The sequence below is a fragment of the Peribacillus muralis genome (assembly GCF_001645685.2).
GTDB classification, from domain to species: Bacteria; Bacillota; Bacilli; order Bacillales; family DSM-1321; genus Peribacillus; species Peribacillus muralis_A.
On sequence record NZ_CP017080.1, the window covers coordinates 1,015,363 to 1,040,437 of the forward strand.

At 42.2% G+C, this 25,075-nt stretch carries 26 protein-coding genes and 2 pseudogenes; 19 read left to right on the plus strand and 9 right to left on the minus strand.

Annotation, left to right across the window (positions count from 1 at the left end; all coding sequences use genetic code 11):
* Positions 1–26 precede the first annotated feature (26 nt).
* Both ABE28_RS04855 and ABE28_RS04860 read left to right on the plus strand, forming a co-directional pair.
* Positions 27–1,757 (plus strand): phospho-sugar mutase, encoded by a 1,731-nt coding sequence (locus ABE28_RS04855; protein WP_064466793.1) that lies wholly within the window; start codon positions 27–29, stop codon positions 1,755–1,757.
* Positions 1,758–2,189: 432 nt separating this feature from the next.
* Positions 2,190–2,717 carry an NADPH-dependent FMN reductase gene (locus ABE28_RS04860; RefSeq protein WP_064466792.1) on the plus strand — a complete coding sequence of 176 codons (528 nt, stop codon included), beginning with the start codon at positions 2,190–2,192 and terminating at the stop codon, positions 2,715–2,717.
* A 127-nt stretch (positions 2,718–2,844) separates the two neighbouring features.
* Here ABE28_RS04860 and ABE28_RS04865 read toward each other — a convergent pair whose 3' ends face one another.
* On the minus strand, positions 2,845–3,087 hold the full coding sequence (locus tag ABE28_RS04865) for a YhdB family protein (RefSeq protein WP_064466791.1): 243 nt from the start codon (positions 3,085–3,087) through the stop codon (positions 2,845–2,847).
* A 132-nt stretch (positions 3,088–3,219) separates the two neighbouring features.
* Between ABE28_RS04865 and ABE28_RS04870 the strand changes: the two genes are divergently transcribed.
* The 9 genes from ABE28_RS04870 to ABE28_RS04900 all read left to right on the plus strand — a co-directional run bounded on the left by ABE28_RS04870 (position 3,220) and on the right by ABE28_RS04900 (position 9,715).
* Entirely contained in the window at positions 3,220–4,188 is a 969-nt protein-coding gene (locus ABE28_RS04870; protein ID WP_064466790.1) for a M14 family zinc carboxypeptidase, read from the plus strand.
* A 50-nt stretch (positions 4,189–4,238) separates the two neighbouring features.
* Positions 4,239–4,562: a DUF3889 domain-containing protein gene (locus ABE28_RS04875; protein ID WP_064466789.1), complete on the plus strand. Its 324-nt coding sequence runs from the start codon at positions 4,239–4,241 to the stop codon at positions 4,560–4,562.
* Between the two features lie 225 nt (positions 4,563–4,787).
* A complete protein-coding gene (locus tag ABE28_RS04880; protein ID WP_064466788.1) occupies positions 4,788–5,669 on the plus strand; it encodes a radical SAM/SPASM domain-containing protein in 882 nt (293 codons plus the stop codon).
* 164 nt (positions 5,670–5,833) lie between these two features.
* Entirely contained in the window at positions 5,834–6,061 is a 228-nt protein-coding gene (locus ABE28_RS25620) for a MurR/RpiR family transcriptional regulator (RefSeq protein WP_257390708.1), read from the plus strand.
* Positions 6,062–6,073: 12 nt separating this feature from the next.
* Positions 6,074–6,343, plus strand: coding sequence for a phosphoheptose isomerase family protein (locus ABE28_RS25625; RefSeq protein WP_257390709.1), 270 nt, complete (start codon positions 6,074–6,076; stop codon positions 6,341–6,343).
* An 18-nt stretch (positions 6,344–6,361) separates the two neighbouring features.
* A complete protein-coding gene (locus tag ABE28_RS25630) occupies positions 6,362–6,676 on the plus strand; it encodes a MurR/RpiR family transcriptional regulator (RefSeq protein ID WP_257390710.1) in 315 nt (104 codons plus the stop codon).
* Positions 6,677–6,705: 29 nt separating this feature from the next.
* Complete coding sequence (locus tag ABE28_RS04890; RefSeq protein WP_180319978.1) at positions 6,706–7,863, plus strand: M20 peptidase aminoacylase family protein; 1,158 nt, start codon at positions 6,706–6,708, stop codon at positions 7,861–7,863.
* On the plus strand, positions 7,853–8,116 hold the full coding sequence (locus ABE28_RS04895) for a hypothetical protein (RefSeq protein ID WP_064466787.1): 264 nt from the start codon (positions 7,853–7,855) through the stop codon (positions 8,114–8,116). The genes ABE28_RS04890 and ABE28_RS04895 overlap by 11 nt, the downstream gene beginning before the upstream one ends.
* A gap of 183 nt (positions 8,117–8,299) precedes the next feature.
* Positions 8,300–9,715, plus strand: coding sequence for a SpoVR family protein (locus tag ABE28_RS04900; protein ID WP_064466786.1), 1,416 nt, complete (start codon positions 8,300–8,302; stop codon positions 9,713–9,715).
* A gap of 351 nt (positions 9,716–10,066) precedes the next feature.
* On the opposite strand, the pseudogene ABE28_RS25635 reads toward ABE28_RS04900, so the two are convergent.
* Positions 10,067–10,156: pseudogene (locus ABE28_RS25635) on the minus strand (cell wall hydrolase); the annotation flags it as partial.
* A gap of 161 nt (positions 10,157–10,317) precedes the next feature.
* On the opposite strand from ABE28_RS25635, the gene ABE28_RS04905 reads away from it, so the two are divergent.
* Positions 10,318–11,502: an MFS transporter gene (locus ABE28_RS04905; RefSeq protein ID WP_257390711.1), complete on the plus strand. Its 1,185-nt coding sequence runs from the start codon at positions 10,318–10,320 to the stop codon at positions 11,500–11,502.
* A 124-nt stretch (positions 11,503–11,626) separates the two neighbouring features.
* Here the strand turns inward: ABE28_RS04905 and ABE28_RS04910 are convergent, their stop codons facing one another.
* Positions 11,627–12,415, minus strand: coding sequence for a SurA N-terminal domain-containing protein (locus ABE28_RS04910; protein WP_064466784.1), 789 nt, complete (start codon positions 12,413–12,415; stop codon positions 11,627–11,629).
* Between the two features lie 417 nt (positions 12,416–12,832).
* Here ABE28_RS04910 and ABE28_RS04915 point away from each other — a divergent pair, with 417 nt between their 5' ends.
* The gene (locus tag ABE28_RS04915; RefSeq protein ID WP_257390712.1) at positions 12,833–13,837 is read left to right on the plus strand and encodes an HD domain-containing phosphohydrolase; all 1,005 of its coding nucleotides are present in this window, start codon (positions 12,833–12,835) and stop codon (positions 13,835–13,837) included.
* 37 nt (positions 13,838–13,874) lie between these two features.
* Here the strand turns inward: ABE28_RS04915 and ABE28_RS04920 are convergent.
* From ABE28_RS04920 to ABE28_RS04935, 4 genes and pseudogenes are all read right to left on the minus strand, one after another.
* Positions 13,875–16,008: pseudogene (locus ABE28_RS04920) on the minus strand (cytoplasmic protein).
* Between the two features lie 446 nt (positions 16,009–16,454).
* A complete protein-coding gene (locus tag ABE28_RS04925; protein ID WP_083231949.1) occupies positions 16,455–17,012 on the minus strand; it encodes a TVP38/TMEM64 family protein in 558 nt (185 codons plus the stop codon).
* Positions 17,009–17,686 (minus strand): response regulator transcription factor, encoded by a 678-nt coding sequence (locus ABE28_RS04930; protein ID WP_064466783.1) that lies wholly within the window; start codon positions 17,684–17,686, stop codon positions 17,009–17,011. Before ABE28_RS04930 ends, ABE28_RS04925 begins: the two co-directional genes overlap by 4 nt.
* Positions 17,687–19,066 carry a HAMP domain-containing sensor histidine kinase gene (locus ABE28_RS04935; protein WP_257390713.1) on the minus strand — a complete coding sequence of 460 codons (1,380 nt, stop codon included), beginning with the start codon at positions 19,064–19,066 and terminating at the stop codon, positions 17,687–17,689.
* Positions 19,067–19,360: 294 nt separating this feature from the next.
* On the opposite strand from ABE28_RS04935, the gene ABE28_RS25640 reads away from it, so the two are divergent.
* The 4 genes from ABE28_RS25640 (at position 19,361) to ABE28_RS04955 (ending at position 22,525) form a co-directional block, all read left to right on the plus strand.
* Complete coding sequence (locus ABE28_RS25640) at positions 19,361–19,483, plus strand: hypothetical protein (protein ID WP_257390714.1); 123 nt, start codon at positions 19,361–19,363, stop codon at positions 19,481–19,483.
* 335 nt (positions 19,484–19,818) lie between these two features.
* Entirely contained in the window at positions 19,819–20,397 is a 579-nt protein-coding gene (locus tag ABE28_RS04945) for a hypothetical protein (RefSeq protein WP_156775684.1), read from the plus strand.
* On the plus strand, positions 20,390–21,124 hold the full coding sequence (locus tag ABE28_RS04950; RefSeq protein ID WP_064466780.1) for a hypothetical protein: 735 nt from the start codon (positions 20,390–20,392) through the stop codon (positions 21,122–21,124). Before ABE28_RS04945 ends, ABE28_RS04950 begins: the two co-directional genes overlap by 8 nt.
* Positions 21,125–21,226: 102 nt before the next feature.
* Positions 21,227–22,525 carry an arsenic transporter gene (locus tag ABE28_RS04955; protein WP_064466779.1) on the plus strand — a complete coding sequence of 433 codons (1,299 nt, stop codon included), beginning with the start codon at positions 21,227–21,229 and terminating at the stop codon, positions 22,523–22,525.
* Between the two features lie 309 nt (positions 22,526–22,834).
* Here the strand turns inward: ABE28_RS04955 and ABE28_RS04960 are convergent, their stop codons facing one another.
* Both ABE28_RS04960 and ABE28_RS04965 read right to left on the minus strand, forming a co-directional pair.
* The gene (locus tag ABE28_RS04960) at positions 22,835–23,386 is read right to left on the minus strand and encodes a chromate efflux transporter ChrA (RefSeq protein WP_064466778.1); all 552 of its coding nucleotides are present in this window, start codon (positions 23,384–23,386) and stop codon (positions 22,835–22,837) included.
* Positions 23,386–23,967: a chromate efflux transporter ChrB gene (locus tag ABE28_RS04965; RefSeq protein WP_156775685.1), complete on the minus strand. Its 582-nt coding sequence runs from the start codon at positions 23,965–23,967 to the stop codon at positions 23,386–23,388. The genes ABE28_RS04960 and ABE28_RS04965 overlap by 1 nt, the downstream gene beginning before the upstream one ends.
* A gap of 229 nt (positions 23,968–24,196) precedes the next feature.
* Between ABE28_RS04965 and ABE28_RS04970 the strand changes: the two genes are divergently transcribed.
* Together ABE28_RS04970 and ABE28_RS25430 are read left to right on the plus strand one after the other, a co-directional pair.
* On the plus strand, positions 24,197–24,670 hold the full coding sequence (locus tag ABE28_RS04970; protein ID WP_257390715.1) for a nitrilase-related carbon-nitrogen hydrolase: 474 nt from the start codon (positions 24,197–24,199) through the stop codon (positions 24,668–24,670).
* Between the two features lie 199 nt (positions 24,671–24,869).
* Positions 24,870–25,010, plus strand: coding sequence for a hypothetical protein (locus tag ABE28_RS25430; RefSeq protein WP_167353384.1), 141 nt, complete (start codon positions 24,870–24,872; stop codon positions 25,008–25,010).
* Positions 25,011–25,075: the final 65 nt, after the last annotated feature.

Here is a 25,075-nt window from a genome sequence, read left to right on the forward strand (position 1 = left end):
GAAGCGTTTGGGAGGAGATGTTGGATATGGACTGGAAAACGTTATATACCAAATGGGCCGGGTACCAGAATTTAAATGGGGAGTTACGTGTCCTCCTTGAGAAAATGGAGCGGGATGAAGCAAAGCTGGAAGATGCTTTTTATAAGAACCTGGAGTTTGGGACAGGCGGCATGCGCGGGGAAATCGGAGCAGGAACAAACCGGATGAATCTCTATACGGTGAGGAAGGCTACGGCGGGGCTGGCCCAATTCATCACTTCGTTTGGCGAAAAGGCAAAAGAAAGAGGCGCCGTGATCGCGTATGATTCAAGACATAAGTCTCCCGAATTTGCACTTGAAGCAGCTAAAACATTAGGGACATTTGGGGTGAAGGCTTATTTATTCGATGAATTGCGCCCGACTCCCGAATTATCTTTTGCTGTGCGGGAGCTGAATGCTTTTGCTGGAATCGTCATAACCGCAAGCCACAACCCACCCGAGTATAATGGATATAAGGTTTATGGCGAAGATGGGGCCCAACTGACGCCAAATGCTGCAGATCAAGTGATCGGCTATGTGAATGGCATTGAAAGTGAGCTTGATATTCAGATTGAAGAAGTTGAAGCTCTAAAAGAGAAGGGGCTTATCGAAATTGTCGGTGAGGAGTTGGATGCAGCTTATAACCGGGAATTACTGACAGTTCCCGAGAATGCTGAGCTGGCAGAGGAAATCGATGTGTCGATCGTTTTTACGCCGCTTCATGGAACGGCTAATAAATCAGTCAGGAGGGCACTGAAAAGCCTAGGTTATCAAAATTTACATATTGTTAAGGAGCAGGAACTGCCAGATCCTGATTTTTCGACAGTGAAGTCACCAAACCCCGAAGAACCAGCGGCATTTGAAATGGCCATCGAGCTCGGAAACAAAGTTGAGGCCGATTTATTAATCGCAACAGATCCGGATGCCGATAGGTTGGGGATTGCGGTGAAAAACGAATCAGGGCAGTACGTCGTGCTGACGGGAAATCAAACGGGCGCCCTTTTCCTTGATTATTTACTTGCACAGAAAAAGGAAAAAGATGAAATTCCAACAAATGGAGTCGTCTTAAAAACGATCGTCACTTCAGAAATAGGCAGGGCAATTGCCAGATCCTATGGATTGCCTACGGTAGATGTACTTACCGGTTTTAAATTCATCGCCGAGAAAATCCGGCAATATAATGAAACTGGGCAACATAGCTTTTTGTTCGGATATGAAGAGTCATATGGTTATTTGATTAAAGACTTTGCCCGTGATAAAGATGCGATTCAAGCGGCAGTGCTCGCTGTAGAGGTTTGTGCTTATTATAAAAAACAGGGACTGACTCTTTATGAAGGGTTATTGAACGTTTTCGAAAAATATGGCTTCTACTTGGAAGGGTTGCGCTCGTTGACGCTGAAGGGAATTGAGGGTGCAAAGCAGATTTCTGGAATACTGAATCAATTCAGGGAAAATCCTCCTGCTCAAATTGCAGGCAGTCGAGTAACCATAGTGGAAGATTATCAGAGCAGCAAGAAACGTACGCTGCCCTCAAACGCAGAAGAACTGATTGAGCTTCCTAAATCGAACGTTTTAAAGTATTTCCTGGAAGATGGCACATGGGTATGTCTTCGTCCATCCGGCACGGAACCGAAAATTAAATTCTACTTCGGTGTTCAAGGTAAAACAATGTCTAAAGCTGAATCCAAGTTATCGGCAGTGATGACGAATTTTATGGACCAGATTGAAGCATTGGTTTAAGGAATTAATATGTAAAGAAAAGGTTTCGGTCATCCTTACAAACTGTAGATAAACTCGAGCATGATGGAGTTTGTCTACAGTTTTTTTGAGTGTTTTGTACATTGACCATTCATTCCAATGCACTTTGAATGGAACCGGAGTTAGATCGCGATTGCCTAGAAGTTGGACAATCAATACTTCGGTCACTTCACTTCAGGTGCTCCCTTACCAATGTCCATGCGGTGGCCTTTGAGTACTCGAATTCAATATTATCAAAAGGGTTTCGTTTTTGTTGTCAATAGAGGGATATCGCATATAAATATTCAGGAACCGATCATGTAATTTTTCAAGGTATTTCTGCTTTAATTTTGTTATACTGAATTGGCGAGTGATGGAAGTCAATCGATTATCATCTAAACTAAGAGAGAGTTGACAATGGGAGGGGACTAATACATGAAGTTAGTGATTATTAATGGTTCACCACGTAAACAAGGGCGTACAGGGATTGCATCACGTTACATATCCAAGAAATACGGAGCGGAACTTATCGACCTAAGCAATAGTGAGATTCCTTTATATTCAGGTGAAGGTGAACAATATCAATTAGAAGTGATTCAAGGTCTTCGTAAAAGCATCGAGGAAGCGGATGGGGTGATTCTTACGACTCCTGAATATCATGGTTCGATGAGTGGTGCTTTGAAGAATGCTTTGGATTTTCTTAGCAGTGAGCAATTCGCACATAAACCAGTGGCATTACTTGCTGTTTCCGGCGGAGGGAAAGGCGGGATCAACGCCTTGAATTCCGTGAGGACGGTAGGGCGCAGCCTCTACGCCAATGTGATCCCAAAACAATTGGTTCTTGATCCACATTGCTTCGATTATGAAAAAGATGGTTTATTTGAAGAGTCAGCCGTACTTGTAGAAGGTTTACTCGAGGAACTTAAATTGTATGCAACAGCATATGCAACGATAAAAAAATAATGGAATGAGGGTCAGGTATTTGCATACCTGACCCTTCCTTGTTTTAAAGGATTTCACCAGCCAAAGTTTATCCCGAATCCGAATCTTCTTGTATATATTTTCCCGTATTGCAAAAGCTATAGTTGATTTATCCTGGAAGTTCACTTAAATAAGCATTTGTTTTTTCGGCAGCATGATCCAAATACCGAAGCAGGGCATACAGCTCAGATTGAACGATTTGATAATCATGCTCAAACCTGTACGCGTGTAAAAAATGTTCGATTTTTTTCGAAAGAATGTGGTCTTTCGTTCGTACCATTAGTATTAACAAGCTGTCCCAATCAGAACGATGTGTGTGAAACAATGCTTGATCATAGTCCGCGATCCTCATGTAGTTCTCCCCCTTATTAAGGAGCTATTTGTATTTTGTTCAGTTCGGGTCAGAACCTCTCCTTACAATAAGTGGCGATGTATTTGGACCGCGGTTGTTGCTTTTTACCTGAATAAAAACAAAGGTGAGTACATGAGAAAAATAATGCTGATCGTAATAATGGCCTTGATTTTTTTTCCGGAAACAAAAAGGGCAGAAGCCGTGTATTCCCCTGAACGTATGGAGGTCGACCTGAAACAAATCCAGGAGCAATATCAATTGGACGTACAAATAATCGGCCAAACGGAAAAAGGAAAAGATATTAAAGCAGTCAAGTTAGGAAATGGGAAAAAAGCGATTTTGCTTGTCGGATCACATCATGGCCGCGAATGGCTAAGCTCGAAACTCCTGATGGCGATGCTTGGAGAATATGCAGCCGCATATCGTGCAGGAAAGCCCGTTGAAGGTTACCCTGCGGGATTACTGGATCAAGTCAGCATATGGTTTATTCCGATGCTGAATCCGGATGGCGTCAGCATTCAGCAAGGCGATTTATCAAGCTTGAATGTTCTTGAAAAAATATCCGTCTGGAAGATGAACAGGTATAGTGCGAATTGGTCACGTTGGAAGGCAAATGCCAAAGGGATTGACTTGAATAGGCAATATCCGGCCGGATGGAAAGAAGTCATGAGCGATGAAACGAAACCAGCTTACCGGTTTTTTAAAGGGAGACAGCCCCTTCAGGCAGCCGAGGCTAAGGCGCTCGTGAAATTCACTAAGGAAATTGATCCTCTTGTTGCGGTTTCCTACCATACGTCGGGAAGGGAAATCTTTTGGCATTATCACAATAAACGCGAAAATATGGCGAGGGATTATGGAATTGCCAAAAAAACGGCGGAATTGACTGGCTATGAACTGACCTTTCCCGAAAAAGAAGCGGTAGGCAGCGGATTTACCGATTGGTTCATCACTAAATTCAATCGTCCAGGTATGACAATCGAGCTAAGTTATTTAGTGGATGAAACAAATCCGCCAATGTCTGTATTTCCCGAGGAATGGGAAAGGAACCGGGCCATTGGAATCATGCTTGTAAAAGAAGCGAACGAGATGCATAACAATTGAACGATATTACATAATAATACGTAAGAGTAACTTATAAGGAGGAAAACTGTTTGAAGAAAGTCATCATGATATTTATGGGAGTTTTTTTGCTTTTCCAGTCAGGGTCGATTTTAGTTGAAGCCGCCGAAAAGCCCGATTATGAAAAATATGGAAAGATAGCGATTGCTGTCGTCCAAGCGGATTATCCCGGAAATGAAGTTACTGATTATGAATATAAGGGGAGAAAAACGGTAGCGAAGAATTTTGTCGAAGACGATTTTAAATTTTTGGTCTCAGCCAATGGAGTGGAGTTCAATGTCATCGTGACTGTGCAACATGATTTACGGAACAAAAAATTACTTAGTTTAAAGGTTGCCGAGCAAAAAGGAAAGTGATTTCAGTATACGAAAAGAAGGGATTGCACCTTGCCGAACATCTTCGCCTTCAGAAGATGTTTTTTCTGCATTCTTTGGAAAACGGCGGAAAAATGCACGGCTTAAGTTGTTATAATGATTGTCCATATGATGTTACCAAGAATTTTTGATTGCTTTTATGAGCTGCAAACCAGTATAGTTAGTATTGATTGAAACAATATAGCTTGATATTAGGGGTAGCAAAACATGAGAAAGTTCAAGAAAGTTTATGTGGAAATAACTAATATATGTAACCTGAAGTGTAATTTCTGTCCTAGCTCCAGTTTGCAAAGGACTCTGAAATTCATGGATCCGGAAGGTTTCTCGCACGTCATTGAAAAAATCAAACCACACACCGATCATATATACTTCCATCTAATGGGTGAACCATTTTTAAATAAAAATTTGGGCACATTCCTTGATATAAGTGCTGAAAATGATCTAAAAGTGAACATTACAACAAATGGTACTTTAATTCAAAAGGTAAAGGAAAAACTCCTTTCGAAAAAAGCCCTTCGTCAAATCAATATATCCCTTCATAGCTTCGAAGCGAATGACACAACCAATAGTCTTGATTCATATGTCAGCAATATTGCCGATTTCATAAATGAGGCCCATGAAACAAGTGAAGTGATTTGTGCCATCCGATTATGGAATATGGATACAGCTGAATTAAAAGCGAGCAATGGCCTGAACGACGATATTCTTAGCATGTTGGAGAGTAAGCTATCATTGGACATTCGTCTTAGTGAAGCACTTCAGCAAAAGAATAATATCAAGTTGAAGAATCGAGTATATATAAATATGGCTGAAAAATTTGAATGGCCAGAATTGGACCGTGACATTATTGATGAGAATATATTCTGTTATGCACTAAGAGATCAGTTGGGAATCTTGGTGGATGGCACGGTTGTGCCTTGTTGCTTGGATAGTGAAGGGAAAATCCCCCTTGGCAATATTTTTGACACGTCACTTGAAGAAATTCTTAATGGTGAACGTGCGAGAAATATGTATGATGGCTTTTCCAGGAGATGCGCCGTTGAAGAGTTGTGTAAACGCTGCGGTTATGCGAAGCGTCATAAAAAATAAATTAAAGTAACCCACTTAGCCAAGCTTCGTGGGTTACTTTAATTTTAATTGATAATTCTGAATATTGTTGTTTTTCTTAAAGAAGCCATGTTAAAATGTTTTTTATTGTTGGGTGAAGCTTTGACTTCATATCGTCATATAAAAAGTATACGAAAGGATGTTTTATGGATTTACAGCAAAAAGTCAAGGAAGTGTTCCCTGATTTATCAACTGGTCAAAAAAAAGTAGCAAAATATTTGTTAGTGCAATCACATACATGTGCTGTCACCTCAGCCCAAAAGCTTGGGGAGGAAATTGGCGTCAGTGAAACCGCGATCATACGTTTTTGCTATTCATTAGGTTTAAGTGGATTTGCGGAACTTCAAAAACTTATCCGTAATCAATTAATATAAGAAAACAGCAGCTTGCAGGAATACCATGCTTCCAAACTAGAAGCTGCCAATCAGCCAAACTTCATGGCTCAAGTGATGGATCAGGATATACGCAGCATCGAGAAAACGATACAACAACTATCCGATGATGATTTCTCAAAAGCGGTCGATAAGTTGGCCGAAGCTGAAAATATATTGATAGCGGGACATCGTTTATCATACTCGGCAGCACATTGGTTAACTTTTACGCTTAGGCTTGTTCGGGAGGAAGTCGATTTATATAGACCGGATACGGATGAGTAATTTTTACAACTAAGTAAAATGACTGAAAATTCCGTTTTCCTGGCCATTTCGTTTCATCGATACGTAAAAGAGACCGTGAAGATAACGGAAATGGCTAAACGCGCCGGTGCTATTGTCATCGGCTTGACTGATTCCGAGCTGGCTCCAATTGCCGAGTTCACGGACATTTTATTGCCGATTTCAACACCGAGGACATCCACCATCGATACGGCGCCTGTTTTATTCTCTGTATTGAATAGTTTAGTAGCGGGAGTATCGATTAAAGATGAACAACGTTTCAAAGAAAGAAAAGCCATGTATGATGCGTTCAATCAAGATGACTATTTCTTTTGACGTTCCAAACCGCTGAGGGGGAAAAAGACATGGATATTAAACAAGCGATCCAAGCATTAAGGCCGCGCATCTTCGAGATATTCGATCATCTGCATGCCCATCCTGAAACGAGCTGGAATGAAGTGAATACGACAGCCTTCATTTCCGATATCTTAAGGGAAAACCTTTGTACGCCACAAACCCTCGAAAGCTGCACAGGAGTAATCGGGGAAATCGGCGCCGGTGTTTTCACGGTCGGTCTGCGATCCGATATCGATGCTCTTTGGCAGGAGGTGCGTGGGACGTTTCAGGCTAATCATTCCTGTGGTCATGACGGACATATGACCTTGGCACTTGGAGTGTTCCTTGTATTGACTGAGCTGGACTATAGGCCGGCAGGAAAGCTGAGGTTCATTTTTCAGCCCGCTGAGGAAAAAGGGACTGGTGCTTTGAAGATGATTGAAGAAAATGTATTGGAAGGTGTCGATTTCCTTTATGGCGTGCATGTAAGGCCGATGGAGGAAGTGAAGGACGGGCAGGCTGCACCAGCCATTTTCCATGGTGCCGCACAGTTCATGAAAGGCGAAATAGTCGGGACGGACGCCCATGGGGCAAGACCGCATCAAGGGCAAAATGCGATTGAAATAGGAGCGGCATTCGTCACATTGTTAAATGGCATTCACCTCAATCCATCGATACCGTATTCAGTGAAGATGACGCAATTTGCTGCTGGAGGTGAAAGTGCCAATATCATTCCTGGAAAAGCCACTTTCTCATTGGATTTACGTGCCCAAGATAATGAAGTGATGAAGATGCTCACCAAAAAGGTAGGAAAAGTTGCAGAGGCGTTGGCGACTGCTAACGATGTTGAAATGACTCTTCAGCCCGTATCTAATGTAGCTGCAGCAGTTGTGAACGAACAAGCACAGGAAATCATGGCTGAAGCGATAGCCGATACACTCGGAAAAGAAAATTTGGTAGCGCCTGTCGTAACAACGGGAGGGGAAGATTTTCATTTTTATACGCTAAAAAAACCAGAGATCAAAGCGACGATGCTTGGGTTGGGGTGTGATTTGGCACCGGGGCTCCATCATCCTGACATGACCTTCAACAAAGATGCTTTGTTGTCAGGGATTGAAATCCTGACGAAGGCCATCATTCTTACTTTTGAGAAGTATGGGGAGGGGGAGTCTCGGCATGGCAGATGAATTAATCATTAAGTCGCTATCATCACTAGAAGATCTACAGGAGGTGCAGCGGCTTGAAATCCTTGTATGGGGCATGGATTGCATACCTACCCATCAGACACTTACCGCAGTCAAAAATGGGGGTCTTGTATTAGGCGGCTATATCAATGATGAGTTAGTCGGTTTTCAATATAGCTTCCCAGGATTTAAAGAGGGAAGGGTATTTCTTTGTTCACATCCTGGCTCCGTTCAAGGGCGAATAAAAGGCCAATGAATGCGGAATGGGCAAAATTGTGAGAGTCGAGCTAAACAAAATCATTACAGCAGATTAGAGCTGACATCTTCTTTAAAGTGAAGATGTTTTTTCTGTTATCGGTGACCTTTACACATGATCACGGCATTTTTCCTCCTTTTTTTCATACATTAGTGTAAAGGCGGAAGACAAGGGGGATATCGGATGAATGGAGCGGAGCAAAAGGCTCTGGAATATGCCATTAGTGAGATTACTGAAATAGCAACAGGGTTCGGGTTGGATTTTTACCCGATGCGTTATGAGATTTGCCCTTCGGAAATCATTTATACATTTGGTGCTTATGGGATGCCAACCCGTTTTTCCCACTGGAGCTTCGGGAAGCAATTCCACAAGATGAAACTGCAGTATGACTTTGGGTTAAGCAAAATCTATGAACTTGTCATTAACTCTGATCCTTGTTACGCTTTCCTGCTGGACTCCAATTCACTTGTACAGAATAAATTGATTGTTGCCCATGTATTGGCGCATTGTGATTTCTTCAAAAATAATATTCGTTTCAATAATACGAAGAGGGATATGGTGGAAAGCATGTCAGCCACCGCAGAAAGAATCCGGGATTATGAAATCCTGCATGGAAAAAAGGAAGTGGAAACGTTCCTTGATGCACTTTTAGCCATCGAAGAACACATCGATCCTTCACTAATGAGACCGAAGCTAGCTTGGACAATGGAAGACGAGGAAGAGGAAGAGGAAATAAAACCGGCAGCTACGCAATACGATGATCTATGGAATCTGGATAGTAAAGATAAACCGAAAAAATCGAGCATGAAAAAAAGAAAAAAATTCCCACCGCGGCCTGAAAAGGATATTATGCTTTTCATTGAACAGTACAGCCGGGATTTAGCCGATTGGCAGCGGGATATCATGACGATGATCCGGGAAGAGATGCTGTATTTCTGGCCTCAGCTGGAAACGAAAATCATGAACGAAGGCTGGGCTTCTTACTGGCATCAACGCATCATCCGTGAATTGGATTTATCCTCAGGGGAGGCAATCGAGTTCGCTAAGCTGAATGCTGGAGTCGTCCAACCATCACGGACCAGCATCAATCCTTATTATCTTGGATTGAAGGTGATTGAGGATATTGAGGATCGCTATGATAATCCAACGGAAGAAATGATCAGGCTGGGCGTCAAGCCTGGATCTGGTCGGGAAAAAATGTTCGAGGTCAGGGAAATCGAATCGGATATTTCCTTTCTCCGCAATTATTTGACGAAGGACCTGGTCATGCGGGAGGATATGTATTTATTCCAAAAGCAGGGAAAAGATTATAAAATCGTCGATAAGGCATGGGAGCAGGTCCGCGATCAGCTTGTCAGCATGAGGGTGAACGGCGGTTTCCCTTATATCACCGTGAATGATGGCGACTATATGCGTAATGGTGAGCTATATCTAAAGCATTGGTTCGAAGATATTGAACTGGACCTGAAATACCTCGAAAAAGTCATGCCCTATATCCATCAGCTCTGGGGACGGTCCGTGCATATGGAATCGGTGATGGAAGGAAAAGAAGTCTTGTTTTCCTATGATGGAAAAGGGATTCATCGAAAATATTTATAAAGGTATTATAAACTATGAATTAGACATATAGTTTAAGCCGCTTCGTAATCCTGAGTCCGATATTTATCGGACTCAGGTTTTTCCATTTGTGGTAATGGAAATGAATAGATTCAATGTGCTCTACGTAGAACCTCTTAAATCGATCCGCTCACCTTTTTGAAGTTTCCTCTTTGTTAATAAAATGAACCGTAAAACCGCGCCGTAATCATTACGGGGCGGTTTAGGTGCTATGAATCAAAGCTTGAACCACTTATGAGGGCACACCCGCTGCCTTTACCAGGGTTAAATCGGCAACCATTATGCCTCATAAACCAAAAATATTCTAGAAATCGTGGATGGCACCAAGAAAGTCTAACCAGTATAAACACTTTTACATGTTCCAGGCTTTGGTTCATAAAAACAATGATTTTTAAATTGACCGGCAAAAGGTTGATCGTACCATTGCAGAAGGATAGATATTGACATTTGGCCTTAGTCAATTGATAATGAAAATTGTTATCAATTAACTCTGCTGGAATAGACGGCCATAAGAAAGATTTTTGGAGTTGTCAGTCAGGATTATAGCCATGTGTCGAGAATAGTCCAGCCAAAGGATGTGTATCTTGAAAAAAGAAGGAGTATGGACGAAAGATTTTATTTCCATATCGATGGTTAACTTTGGCTTAATGCTATCGATGTATTTACTGTTGGTAACGATGGCCCCTTATGCAATTGAAAAATATGATGTTTCCGTCAGTACTGCAGGATTGGCGGCCAGTATCTTCATCATTGGAGCTCTTGTGAGTCGGTTATTTGCAGGGCGGTACATAGAAAGTATAGGGAATAAAAGAATGCTGGTGATGGGCATTGCCATTAATATCATAATGACCTTTTTTTACTTTCTGCCTGCCAATATAGTAGCCCTCATGGTAATTCGCTTTTTACAGGGAATCGGTGTGGGAATGGCCACTACAGCAACCGGAACAATCGTAGGAAAGGTCATCCCGGCCAATAAATATGGAGAGGGAATCGGTTATTTCAGTTTGAGTGCAGTTTTGGCGGCGGCAATCGGTCCTTTGATTGGTGTCGCGCTGATAGAATATAGTAATTACACGAGTATTTTCTTCTTTTCATTAGTGATGGGAGTGATAAGCTTGATCATTTCCGTTCTTGTGAATCCCCCAGTAAAGGAGATCATGACATCAGCGAGTAGCCGATTTGCATTTTCCAGCTTCATTGAACCTAAGGCGTTGCCGATTTCAATTTCGATATTCGTGATAGCTCTTGGATATTCAAGCATCCTTTCATTCATCACCGCTTATACTGCCGAAATCGATTTAGTGGAGGCGGGCAGTTTTTACTTTCTTGTCTATGCAATCGCCATTTTGGTTTCAAGACCATTTACAGGGAAGCTGGTTGATTTGAAAGGCGGCAATAGTGTAGCCTATCCCGGCTTGGTATTATTTGCGATTGGCATGTTCTTAATTAGCCAGGCGCAAACAAGTTTCGTCTTTTTGGTGGCATCGGCATTTGTCGGATTAGGATATGGGAACTTTCAATCTTGTACGCAGTCTCTTGCCATCAAGATGACTCCTAGGGAAAGAATTGGATTGGCAACATCGACATATCTCGTTTTTCTTGAATTGGGTATCGGTTTTGGTCCCTTCATATTAGGCTGTTTTGTACCTTTAATCGGATATAGAGGTATGTATTTATCGCTGGCAGGCCTAATCATGTTGGGCATCCCTCTCTACCACGTACTTCACGGGAGGAAAGATAAGGAAGCTCTTTTCTCGAAAATGACATGAAAACCAAAAAGGTGTGCTGCCATTAGAAGCAGAGGTCCGTAATTTGTGAATTTTTTCAAAAAACAAAGAGGTTTCGGAAGGGGGTGCCCTCCGAAACCTCTTTTATAATCCTGTATGTTCTCGGTTAGATTTTAATATCGACCTTCGCCTTTTTCTGAAGTTCTTCCACATGTTTCACAAGCTTTTCTTGTTTCTTTTGCTGTTCTAGTTGTTCCTTGATCTGTGGCTTCATTTCATCCAATTTCTTTACCTCTTGCCCGCTTGCCTTTGATTGTTCGGCAATTTGGTCATAATATTTTTGGATTTCTTCATCCGTTGGTTCTTCTACTTTAATCTCTTTGTCTACGTACTTCGTATAGGGGATATTCTCGGCGATTTGCGTGTTGAGCATTTTAGAATTCAAGCCTGCTTGCTTCATCGCTTCCTGGAATTTTTCTTCAGTTTCATATTGCTCTTTGATTTTGGCAAGTTGCTTTTCGATTTCAGCCTTGGAGGCTGTGTAGCCTTTTTCGTCAGCAGCTTGAAGCAATAATGTTTGTCCCACTAAAGAATTGATGGTTTGCTCTTTAATTTGCTTGGCACCTTCCTTGGATGTTGGGTCTTGTCCAAATTGCTGCATTTGCATTTGTGTCGTCGATAACACAGTGTTATATTCCGCTCCGGTAATTTTTTCGTCATTGACGATGGCTACCGTTTTCTTTTCATCCACTTTTTGCTTGTCCAATTTCTTTTGCATTTCTTCCATCTTCTTTTGTTGTTCCTCAGTTGCTTTAGCCGTTTCTTTGCTTTTCTGAGCCTCGGTTGTTTTAGTTTCTTTTTCGTCATTTTTTTTATCCGCTTCATCGTTCGAACCACAAGCGGTCAGGCCGACAGCCAATAATCCGATAACGATAGGATACAATAGTTTTTTCATGTTCAGTCTCCTTTCGTATTCAGTACTAAAAAAAATCATCTAATGCGCATTATATAGGAATTGCCCTTTAAAACACAATAAAATCATTCTTTTTTTCCAGAAAACAGGAATATAGTAGAGTCATCTCCAAAGATATAAGCATTACGTTCTTGGAACTGAATCGATTTACCCTCGTCCTGTCATGATTAAGTGAGCTAAAGAATGATGTAACATCCCATCTAACTCATGAAATATTCATGACGAAAGTAACCACTGCTTTCGTCATTTTATGGTATTATATACCTTATTATTCAAATGTAGTTCATTTAACCTAGGGAAATGCTGCGGGAATATGGGTCGAGTGAAGAATGGCAATTTCATTGAAACGACTCAGATATAATCCATCGGAAAAGAAGGAGTTTGCAGGGGGGATGGAAATTGAAAGATAAAGCTGTGCTGCCGATAGTATTGTCGGGGTATTTAAAGCTGGGGGATGCTGTCATCATTACTGATCAAGATCATCGTATACTTGATATTAATCGTTATTATGAACAGACGACAGGGTATTCCAGGGACAGCATCATCGGATTCAAAGCTGGGTTTTTAAAGTCAGGGTTAACACCAGCAGCTACCTATACATCTTTAAAAAGCGAAATGAAGAGGGGAAATCCTTGGTCTGGGGTTTTCACCAATCGGAAGAAATCAGGTGAAATTTGGCATTCCTCAATAACGATTACACCTATTCAATTGGAAAATAAGTTGTATTTTGTCGGGATTTTTCGAGAATTGGAACAATTGAAGGAAGGGATTTATCTCTCGGAAAAGAAAAGGGCAGAGACGCAGAGGGAATTATTGAAGGTTCTAGCCATTTCATGCGAAATTCGCGATCCAGGCATAGAGGAGCATTTATTGAGAGTGCAAACATTAAGCGAAAAGCTGGTATACATGCATGATCGGCGAATGCAGCTGAAGCTGTCTGAAAGCTATAAGAGCCATATTGCTCACGCCAGTATTTTACATGATATCGGAAAGGCCGAGATTCCTGAAGGGATATTATACAAGCCAGGTCCATTATCTCCTTATGAACGAAAAATCATCGAGATGCATCCACTAATGGGTGCCGATATTTTGAATAAGATTTCTAGGGAAATAAACAATGAGGTCATCAGTAGTCTCGAAGTGGCGGAAAATATTATCCTCTATCACCATGAAAAATGGGATGGAACGGGATATCCCCATCGTCTAAAAGGAGAGGAAATCCCATTGGAAGCAAGGATAACTGCGATTGTGGATGTGTTTGATGCCTTGACCAGCAGAAGGGCGTATAAAGACTCTTGGTCAGTGGCGAGGGCATTATCTTTCTTGAACGAACAAAAAGGAAAGCATTTCGATCCAGACATGGTAGAGTCTTTCTTCAATTATTTTGATGAAAGGGGAGAGTAGGAAAAAAGCTGCGAATCGCTTCGCAGCCTAGAAATCATTAAATAAGGAACTCGGCCAATATCTTTTCTTGATCAAAGGGGGTGAGGCCATCGTGAAGTGAAAAGATGACATCGGCCTTTTTGGGATCGTCTGCCAGTTCGCCCCTGGATTGGGCATGAAGGGTGAATAAGTCATATAAGTTCGGTTTGATGAGGGAAGTTAAGGCTTTACCGATGGCTATCAAGCCATCTTGATTGTTTTCCACCGTATTGCTGACATGGGGGAATGCCTTCAAAGCAACATCAGCCCAAATCACCTTTCTTTCGAATAGGTCAAGAATGACAGGGATACTGATTAATGTGTCTGCCGTCAAATCCACTTTGTCTTGCACAGTCGACGGCTCGAATACTTCTCCAGAGTTGGGTTCTTCTCTCGACATCCAGCCGGCAAAACATTCAGGCATTGAAACGAACGATTGGTCAGTATAAGATTGAAGGCTCATCGTGACATAGCGCCCACCGTTTTCCTCTATTGAGGAAATATGCATGTCGATGAATTCACATGCGCCATGTGGAGCGGATGTGATGTCCCCGCTATGAACGGATTGAAACTTGGTTGACTTCAGGTTCGTGAACGAAATATGATCGAGAACTCCCATTCCTCACTGTAAATCACGGCGGATAAATCTATATCAATCCGGTCCGAGTGTCCTCCATTCAGCAAGGGTCCTTCCTTCCACCAAGTGAAAAAGCGAATCGTGTCACCCTCTGGAAGATTTAGTTTACTTCCTCTAACCAGAGATCGAAGCGATTTGCTCGCAGAACGTTGCGCAAATGGAACAAGCTGCTCTTTCAGGCGTTCATCGATGTATGCATGGCCAAGTGGGGGGAGCTTTGAAAAACGTCTTTGCAATGCTTCTTCACATAAACGGGAAGCTGACAATGATAGCTGACGGTCCAGCGGCACCAATGCATTCTCCACCAATTGGACTTTACCGACATTCCCTTTTGGAAAGAATGTGCGAGTCGGTTGAAATAGGTGGCGATGTTTAAAGTGCGTAGCTAACTGAAGCAGCACAGGGGTTGTGACAGAATCCGCCACATCGGAAAACGCTGATATCACTTCTTCCGGGCAATGGGAGAGGCGAATCAAATGATCCAGTCGACGGGCGAACTCCCCTGGGCGGGAACGAAGTAGTGCCACACATAGATTTATATCCTTACGTTCAATCGCTTTTTCCAGCTTACTTGAGAACGTTTCGAAATCGAGGCTGTTCCGTAGGACATCGAATGCCTTTTTGGTGTGGGGATAATTATGTGCATATTCACCAGGATGCAGGATTTCCCCTAGTCGGATCCATTCTTTCTTGTAGCGCAGCATATCTTCTGTAAGCGATGGACATGCTTCCAACAATCCAAGAATGAACCGTCGTTCTCGTCGTTTGAACTTACGGAACTTGGTCACGGCCGCCAAACTCACATCCCCGCCGGAGAAGAAGACGGCCAAGCGAAGAACGTCAGTCGATGTGTTAAAGAAGCGGGATAGTTGTTCAATTTCTGCTTTTTGATGATTCAATAAGCTCCGGCTACAAAAGCAATGGTTTCTTTCATCGGTATGCATTCAGGTAAGATGGAAGAAGCGATTTGTTCGGGGCTATAGGTTTTGATAACCCACTCGACTTCTTCTTGGTCTGCCACGGAAAGAGAACGGTTCGATGCAATGATTTGGTGAATCATCGTATCAAAGGAGGAGGCAGGTGCAAGATTTATGACTTCTAAATCCACTCTGTCCAGAAGTGGGAACCGTTCGTCTTTCGTATAGGCAGGAAGTGATCCATCAGTTTTGAGCCCCGTTACATCATGAACAAAGGAATCCAAGTAGTGAATGAGGGCATTCCAATACAATTCTGCCTCATCCGCTTCCATGACTTGGGAAGGGAAATTGGGATACATCGGCCGAAATACAGCATGCGCACCAATCATATTTTTGACATCAAGGATCGTTTGTTGAAAAAACGAAACGAATTCCTCAATGGAAAGGGTCGTTAGAACATCGATAAGCGGTTTAGAAAATGTGAAGCCTAAGCTTTCCAAGTTTTTCAAAGCAGTTGCCATGTACTTCACTGGAAGCATATCGGTCCCTTTTTCCATCCATACCATCCTTCTTCTTCTCAATAAAATGGTTTGTTTCATAAACAGCACCAGAACTAAAGGAGAGTAACCCTCTATCCTCCTGTTCCGATTGCCTCCTTTCAAATTATCAAATTGAATATCTGCCATTTTTCTAATAAGGATCCTTACACTAATTAAGGCATAAAAAAGAGCAAACATGCCATTGCGACCGTTTTTTCGTTTGCGAACAAATAATGAATGTCTTAGTAATGGAAATGTATAGGTGGGGGAAGAAGGGACATGTCCAAAAAAAGGACCAGCATTCGGATATGTAAATAAGAAGGGTGAAACCAGGAAAGCGAGGCCCCTGTATTGGATAGTCGGCCACCCTTGGAAACCAAGGGTGGCCGACTCTTGAATAAAACTTAAGAGAAGGAAGGAGCCTCATAGCCTGAAAGAAAGAAACCGGGAATCCGATTTCTTCCAAGACTTGTATTTTATCAAAAATTAGTTAAAGACAAAAGCTTTTAGTTCTTTATTCTTATTTTTCTAACGTAATAAAGAACTGCGATAATGCTGATCAACAGCACTAAACCGATCTTTACCTTGCCTGAAGCCTGTAAAACTTGTGTCACCGAGTACGCCTCGATGAGGAGGGCGGGCAGTTTTCCTATTAATGTGGCGATGAGGAAAATCATGAGGCTCGACCTGCTTAATGCAGCGGCAAGGTTAATCACGGCGGAAGGGATGAAAGGAAGGAGCCTTAGCAATAAGATCATCCAAAATGCAGGATATCCTTGTGACTCATGCAGCCGCATGATCCAGCGGTTTTTCATGAACTTTGGTGGGAGTGCTTGAATGCCTCTCCGGTATAACCAAAAGCTCACTGCCGCTCCTGTAATTTCCCCTATGTAAGAAACGATCAATCCCTTATGAAATCCAAATACGGTGATATTGGCTGCAGTGATGAATACGCTCGGAATAAAACCAAGCACGCTAATCAATATGTTCAAGATTATACTGACAACAATGGACAGAGGTCCGCTTGATGCCAAAGCCTCTGAAATGAAATGCATATCGATCATGAAGAACTCCATTTATATCCCACGCCCCAAATCGTTTTCAAATGCACATCTGCTGGAAAGCCGGCGTGACGCAATTTTTCCCTAATATTTCGGATGTGTGAATCGATTGTCCGATCTTCCGTGTTCGTCCCATAACCCCAGATGGTCGAGAGCAGATGATCCCTGGAGTACACTTGATCAGGTGATTTTAAAAACAAGGACAACATGGAAAATTCTTTTGGGGTTAGTGAAATGGCTTTGGTTTGATAATGAGCTTCATAAGCGGATTCATTTAATTTTAACCCTTTAAAGAACACCCCATCGACTTCGTGTTGGAGCACCCGTCTTGTCACAGCTTCAATCCTGGCCAGTAAAACATCTTCATTAAAGGGCTTCGTTATATAATCATCGGCGCCATATTTCAACCCTTTCACCATTTCTTCGGCTGCATTCCTGGCGGTGAGCATGATAATGGGGATGGCGGAAAACGACCGGATCCTTTTGCATGCTTCCCAACCATCCATGTTGGGCATCATTACATCGAGAATGACGATGTCAGCATGATTATGCTTCAAGAACAGTACCGCATCATGCGCGGAGTCCTTCTTTATGCACGTATATCCGTGAGGTTCAAGATATAGCTCTAACAAATCCAACATTCTTTGTTCATCATCTACCAGAACTGCTGTCTTCATTTAATTATCTCCTTTAAATATGATCGTGAAGCACGTCCCTTGGTCCAGGCTGCTTGTAACTGAAATCGTCCCTCCTTGAATCTCCACTAACTGTTTGACGATGGATAGCCCCAATCCGAATCCGCCGGTATCTCTAGCGCGTGATTTCTCGACACGGTATAAACGATCAAAGATATGCGGGATGTCTTCATCGGGGATGCCCATCCCTTGATCGATGATGGAGATGGAGATAGTGCCAGGTGCCCGGTTTGCTTTGATGGTGGTGACCGTATTTTCGTTCGAGTATTTTAATGCATTATCCAGCAGGTTAAGCATGATTTGTTCAAACCTTGCGGGGTCTAAATTCATTAATAAATCCTCCGTGCATTCGAGGTGCAATTGCATTCTTTTATTCGTGAAGGCCGGCAGCACTTTTTCATGAATGGATTGCAGCAATGTTGTAAGCCTGACGGTTTCTTTTGAAACGGTGAAGGTGGGCAGATCCATTTTAGCCATATAGAATAGTTCGTCCAACAATCTATTTAAACGTTGCGATTCATCATGGATGATTGCTACATAGGATGATCGTTCAAATTCATCCAAGTCTTTCCGGCGGGCAATATCAGCATAGCCCTTGATATAAGTGAGAGGCGTGCGCAGTTCATGGGAGATGCTCGCCAAGAATTCATTACGTTCCTTCTTTAAATAATTCAGTTCGTTAGCCAGGCTCTGTATCGATTGGGCGAGTTCGCCAAGTTCATCATGTGATCGCACTGGTACAGTCACGGAGAAATTGCCTTCACTTAATTTAGTGGTCGCTTCCTTCATGCCAATAAGCGGTCTAGTCAATGCTTTTGAAAGGAAATAAATGATGATAAGCATGAATAAAAGTAGCAAAACCGTTGCAAAAAGAAAGTGCTTGTTTAATTGGGAAATTAATAGTTCTACTTCTCTTGTCTTTTTGAACATGTAGACATAGCCTTCTTTTGAATGTTCACTGGTAAATGATGTGACTGTGGCGATATACCGTTCATCCTTCCAGCTTGATTGGACGATCAGACCTTTTCGAGGTACTTGAGGGAGCACCTTATGCAAGATTTTCTTCATTCCCGGATTTACATTTTCTGAAGAAACAATAATATCGCCTGCTTTATTCGTTATTACGACATCTGTATCTGTATGGGATTCCATCAGGGCGATATGCTCAAGGGTTGCCTCGGAATATGTAAGCTCTAAAACATCACGATGACTGTTGCCACGGGATTTCAATGAATCCAATTCTTGATCGATCCTGGAGTTGATGACGTGGTTATGTAAATAGAGCATGGAAACCGTTTCCAACAAAAAAATACTTACGAATATATAGAGTCCTAGCTTCATGGAGATTTTCAAGATGTTCACCCTCTTATCTATTAAAGTCATTATAGCGAAAAAATAGGCAGGAATTATGCAGATTTGTTTCTTTCCTTCCTATTAGATAAAACATAATCTGAATCTTTGTCTGCCGGTTCTTCGGTTAACGAGGAGAATGTTCGTTTTTCTTAGTTTAATGGAGTTGAAAACGATTGGCCACTTGGATTCTTTAGCTGTCGGGAAAAATGGCCCGTTTTCAATATTTTAGCGATGTTAATTTTGTTGCGTAAAGGAAACATTTTGTCATCAAGTGAATATGATGTAAAAAAGGAGCTGAACCATATGAATTGTACAAACCGTACCCAAAAGAAAATACTTGCATATTCGGCTTTATTCAAGAAAATCGGCATTATCAATGAAGAAGAGTACAAAACGATTGCTAAGACCTTTCAAGCGAAGGATTGAGGAAGGGAACCTTGAATAATCATAAGCGTTTGTCCCATCTTAAGCAGGCTGTAAAACCTCCGCCTTCGATTTATTGATGAGGGGGGGACAGCCTGCAATCACTTACAACTTAGGATATATATGGTATTGTATAACTCAGGATCATAAGTGGAGTGAAATGTCCAATAAAGGGGAATTTCAGAAGATATGTTTGATTTAGAAAAATATATGCATGCACCCTCTTTAATTGCTACAGCGGCCAGTTACATACTGATCGGAACCTTATTTGCCATCTTTATAGAAAAAAACCAGCCTCTCCTAAACTCTGGAAGGCTATTCTCGTATTGGTGATAGGAATGTTCGCTTTTCATTTCACGTTTAATCTAGCAGGAGAAATCATAAGCATACCCATTCTCCCAATCGGTGTGGCTCTTCTCTCTTGGCTCTTGGGAAGGCGAGGGAATGCGCTGAGATGGCAGCGATTTCGCCGGTTTGCCTGGCTCGGGTTTTTATCGAATTTCATCGTTTTCGCTTTAGCCCTTTTAGCCATACCGCTTGATGGAATGATGTATCCGAAGGATGCACCATCGACATATATGATGGATGTTAAAAAGGCTTCATTGATTGCGAGCCACCCCCACTCGAAAGAAGGAACATTAAATAAAGCAAAGCTGGAAAAATTGATGGGACAGATGACACAAAAAAAGATCGAGAGTGAATCTTGGTATAACCGAATCCGTGAAGATGGCGATCACAAAGAGAAATTCCCTTATATCCTGAATGGGACAATTCCTGCCAAGGGGAGTGGACTTAAAGCCATCATTTTCATTGAAGAAGATGGCAGGGGAATCCTGATTACACCTAATAAAGGGCGTCAAGTCTACTTCAGGCTCAAGGAATCGATTTTGATTGGAGGTGTTGGGAAGGATGGCTAAAAAAACAAAAAAGATTATTTTACTAGTTGCGATATTATTGATAATCGGTGTTCTTTCATTTACTCAAATCCCTAAAGACCCTGACCTTTTCTTATCGGATAAGCAAGTCATCAAACGGATCAACTCATTTTTTTCTGAAGCCCAGCCAAAGATCATTCAAGACCGTATCTTTTTGGATGATACACATGTATTTGTTCCTTTTATTAGCGAAGATGATGGGTATGGGATGAGCTTTTGGATTTGGAAGAATAATAAATGGAGAGCAGCTTCCGTGAATGAAGGAGGTGAGCCTCAAGTTTGGAATGGAGAAAAGAAATCAAAAATCATCTGGAATATCAATCCTAAAGATGACGTTGGCGAAATCAGGTTTTTTCTAAAGAAAGAAAGGGAATTCATGGTGGCGGATGGGGTGGATACTTATCAACATAGAATGGAAATGATGCACCGGATTTCGCTTCAAGGAAAAATGTACGGAGTAGAGGAGTATCCTGATCATTGGCAGGAGCTGTTGACACAGTATGTGGAAATACAGGCCAAAGATGGACAGAATGAATTCCTGGCTTTAGAGGACGGGTTGCAAGTGTTCACTAGTTTTTATGATGCCAAAGGAAAGGAGACATTTCCTCACACCTCCTTTACCGGGAATGGCTATTCGACAGGAAATGATTTCGTCGATGTCCCATTCCTTGTCCAGGTGCATGAGAATGAGCTGGAAGGGGAGTATTGAATTGTCAGGACTTTGTTGAAGCGTCCGGATTGTGTCTAAACTATTATTCTTATATAGTTAAAAGATAGTTTCGTAGAAGGAGTTGCGAGTGGTGCAGATATCATGAGTTCGATAGTATTGGCAATAATTATTTTTGTTGTCACGTTAATTTTGGTTATTTGGCAGCCTAAGGGTCTTGGGATAGGCTGGAGTGCTTGCGGCGGGGCAATCATTGCGTTGATGTTCGGTGTCGTTTCTTTTCAGGATGTGAGTGATGTGACTCAAATCGTCTGGAATGCGACATTGACGTTTGTCGCGTTGATCATCATTTCGTTAATATTGGATGAAGTGGGTTTCTTTGAGTGGGCAGCGCTGCATATGGCCCGGGCTGCTGACGGCCGCGGTTTTCGTTTATTTGTATTGGTATTGATTTTGGGAGCCATAACCGCTGCGTTTTTTGCCAATGACGGAGCAGCCTTGATTTTGACTCCAATCGTGCTTGCGATGGTACGGGCACTGGATTTTGAAGATAAGATGGTGCTGCCATTCATCATGGCAAGCGGATTTATCGCAGATACGACGTCCTTGCCCTTTGTCATCAGCAATCTAGTGAATATTGTTTCCGCAGATTTTTTTGGGATCGGTTTTGGCGAGTATGCCAGCAGGATGATCGTTCCTACCCTGATCAGTCTAGGCGCAAGCATTTTGGTCCTGTACTTATTCTTTAAGCAACAGATACCTGTTACATATGCTTCAAAACATGTAAAGAAACCTGCAGAGGCGGTCAGGGATGCAAAGATGTTCAAGATTTCCTGGCTGATCCTTGTTATTTTGCTTGTTGGATATTTCGTTAGTGAATTCATCGGCATTCCTGTATCTTTCATTGCAGCTGCGATTGCGCTGTTCCTCTTAATGCTGGCAAGGAAAAGTCCTGCGGTGGACGTAAAGGGTGTAATGAAGGGGGCACCGTGGAATATCGTTTTCTTTTCGATCGGGATGTATGTAGTCGTTTACGGCTTGAAGAATGTTGGGTTGACCAGCTTGTTAGCTGATGTCATTCAAGCGACTGCCAATCAGGGATTATTTTCGGCTGCGATCATCATGGGGTTCATCGCCGCGGTTCTTTCTTCCTTCATGAACAATCTGCCAACAGTCATGATTGACGCTTTGGCCATCGCGGAAGTACAAACAACAGCACCAATTAAAGAAGCGCTGATTTATGCAAATGTGATCGGCTCTGATTTAGGGCCGAAAATCACCCCGATAGGGTCTTTAGCCACGTTGCTGTGGCTTCATGTTTTAAAGGGAAAAGGTGTCAAGATAACTTGGGGGTATTATTTCAAGGTCGGAATCATCCTAACCGTCCCCACCTTATTGATTACCTTGATTGGGCTTTATTTTTGGCTCCTGATCATTCATTAAAGACACGACCGAGGTATAGGCCGTACAGCTTGCAGACAAAAAGGGTTTGGAATTTATAAAATCCCAAACCTTTGCCTTTAGGTAAGAAATGAGTTCTGCGATTACTGAATAGAAAGATGTTAAGAGACCTATACAACTTCGACGTTCAGGCACTCCCTTATCCAGGCGCTCGGTAGCCTCCTCGGCATCGCCTTCATGGTTCCCTTAGGAGTCACGTACCTTCCGTTCCAATTCAAGTTGATTTAACTTTTAGATGAAACCCTAGCTTTTACAGTCTGGAATCCCACTTTAATGGTGGGGTTTTTCCATTTAAATGAGCGGGATGATAAAGCCGCCGTAAGCAAAGGCAAGGATGATCACGAATGCTGGATGTATCTTGAATTTCCCTAAGGCCAAGAAGGCCAATCCGGCCAGGATGATTGAATGGAAGTACCCGATTGAATCGACGGCATCTGCAGCCATGTTCCAGGTAAGCAACAGCATCATGATCGCGATCACGGGCTGTACCAGCAAGGACATGCCTTTTACGATCGGTGATTGCTTGTATTTGCGCAGGATTTTCAATAAGTAGATCAAAGCTACTGCTGAAGGGATGACGGTGCCTGCCAATGCAGCCAAAAACCCTGGCCAGCCATACACATCATATCCGACATATGCGGCAATTTTGGTGGCAATCGGGCCTGGAAGGGAATTTCCTAGCGCAAGCATCTGTGAAAATTCGGTATTACCAAGCCAGCCGTAACGGTTTACGATTTGATCGTACATAAGTGGGATGGAGGCTGGTCCTCCCCCATATCCAAGAAGATTGGCAATGAAGAACGCAAGAAAAACAGCAATCCCAAGCGGGATGATAAGGCCCATCAAGGCAATTCCTCCTTCTCATCCACCCTTTTAAATCTTTCTTTTAATTTAAAGTGGAATGCTCCGTATAATAAGAAAATCATGATGACGATACCTGGGTGAAGGGAGATTGTCTGGAGCAATATAAAGGAAATCACAAAAAAGGTGATACCGAGAACTTTTCCTAGCCCTCTAATCGCCTTTTCGCCAAACTCATAAGCCATTTGACCAAGCATGACGGCAACAACTGGCATGACAGCAGCGATCATATTACCGATCATTGCTGAATTGCTTAGTACATTAATGAAACCAATCAGGAAAACCATTGCAAGGCAAGAAGGCAAGATGTGAGCGGTCACGCTCAATAGAGCTCCCGGCCAGCCCTTTAATTGGTAGCCAAGGTATGCCGCCATCTTAGTGGCAATCGGTCCAGGAAGAGTATTGGCAATCGCCAGGGTGTCCCCGAATTCATCATCATCGAGCCAATGATATCGGGAAACAGCTTCATGACGGATGAGCGGGATGACGGACGGGCCGCCGCCAAAACCTAAAATCCCGGTCCTCAACATCCCGGTGGCTAATTCCGAGTACGGATTTTTCAAAACGGTTCCCCCTAAAAATTCAGCATCCATTTCCAAGTTCATGAACTAATGATAACAAAAATACCTCTCGCATTGTACATGAAATCATGATAATCATTACGTATGAATGCATATAGGCGACCATTAAATAAAATAGGAAGGCAAAAGTAAAAATAAATACTTTTTGCCTAAAGAAAATGACATTAGAACCCGTATCAAAAGCAAACGTGTCATCTTGCAATAGTATTATGTGAATCGACTTCATGAAATGGGGGAGTTGACAGGCCTTCTGTTTGAACAGGGAATTGGGTATGCATCAGAATATGCCTATAAGATACTGAAAGAAAAACGGTTCAGAGCCGGATCATCCTGGGAAAAGGCGATTTCAGCTCATGGTATTTCTAATGGTGTATTTGTTGCCGCGACAAAGCGGGTGGGTCAAGAAAAGGACATGAATTTTTACGGTGGGTCATTCATTAGCGAGTCATTTGGGAATATCTTGGCTTCACTTGATGATGAGGAAGGTAACATTGTACAGGATATTAATTTGAAAGATATAGAAAGAACGAGAAATATACGCAATTTTTCAGAGACAGCCGTGTCGACACCTACGCCCTATATTACAAAAAGAAATCCTCCCAACCCCATCACTCAAAAGCAAGAACCTAAAAGTCAAACACACTTAATAGTTCTAAGGAATCAGGTCGGTATTGCACCCGCTTAGTCCTTTTAATTTAGCTTGAGGTACAGATCAAGCATCTGTGCTTTTTTTATAAGGTGTGGTTAGCCAAGGACAATGTTGGAAATACTATAAGAATGATATTTAAGTGAATTTTCAGAAAAGTAATTGACGCAAAAACATAGTTGTTATATATTATTGATAATTATAAAAGTTGTTATATAACAGAAGAGGAGGAGTCAAAATGTTGAATATCCAGGATAAAGCTTATGAAAGTTATGTAAAGGTTTGTGAAAGGTATGAAATCGAATCGATAAACTTCGACCACTTCATCAAAAATTTAACTAAAGATCAGTTGGATGAATTCAGCAAATTAGCCGTTTAAATGAAAGGACGCGATTGCAAAAGATGGACCTCCCGGTTGATGTAGATGTAGAAGCCAGTTAAAAC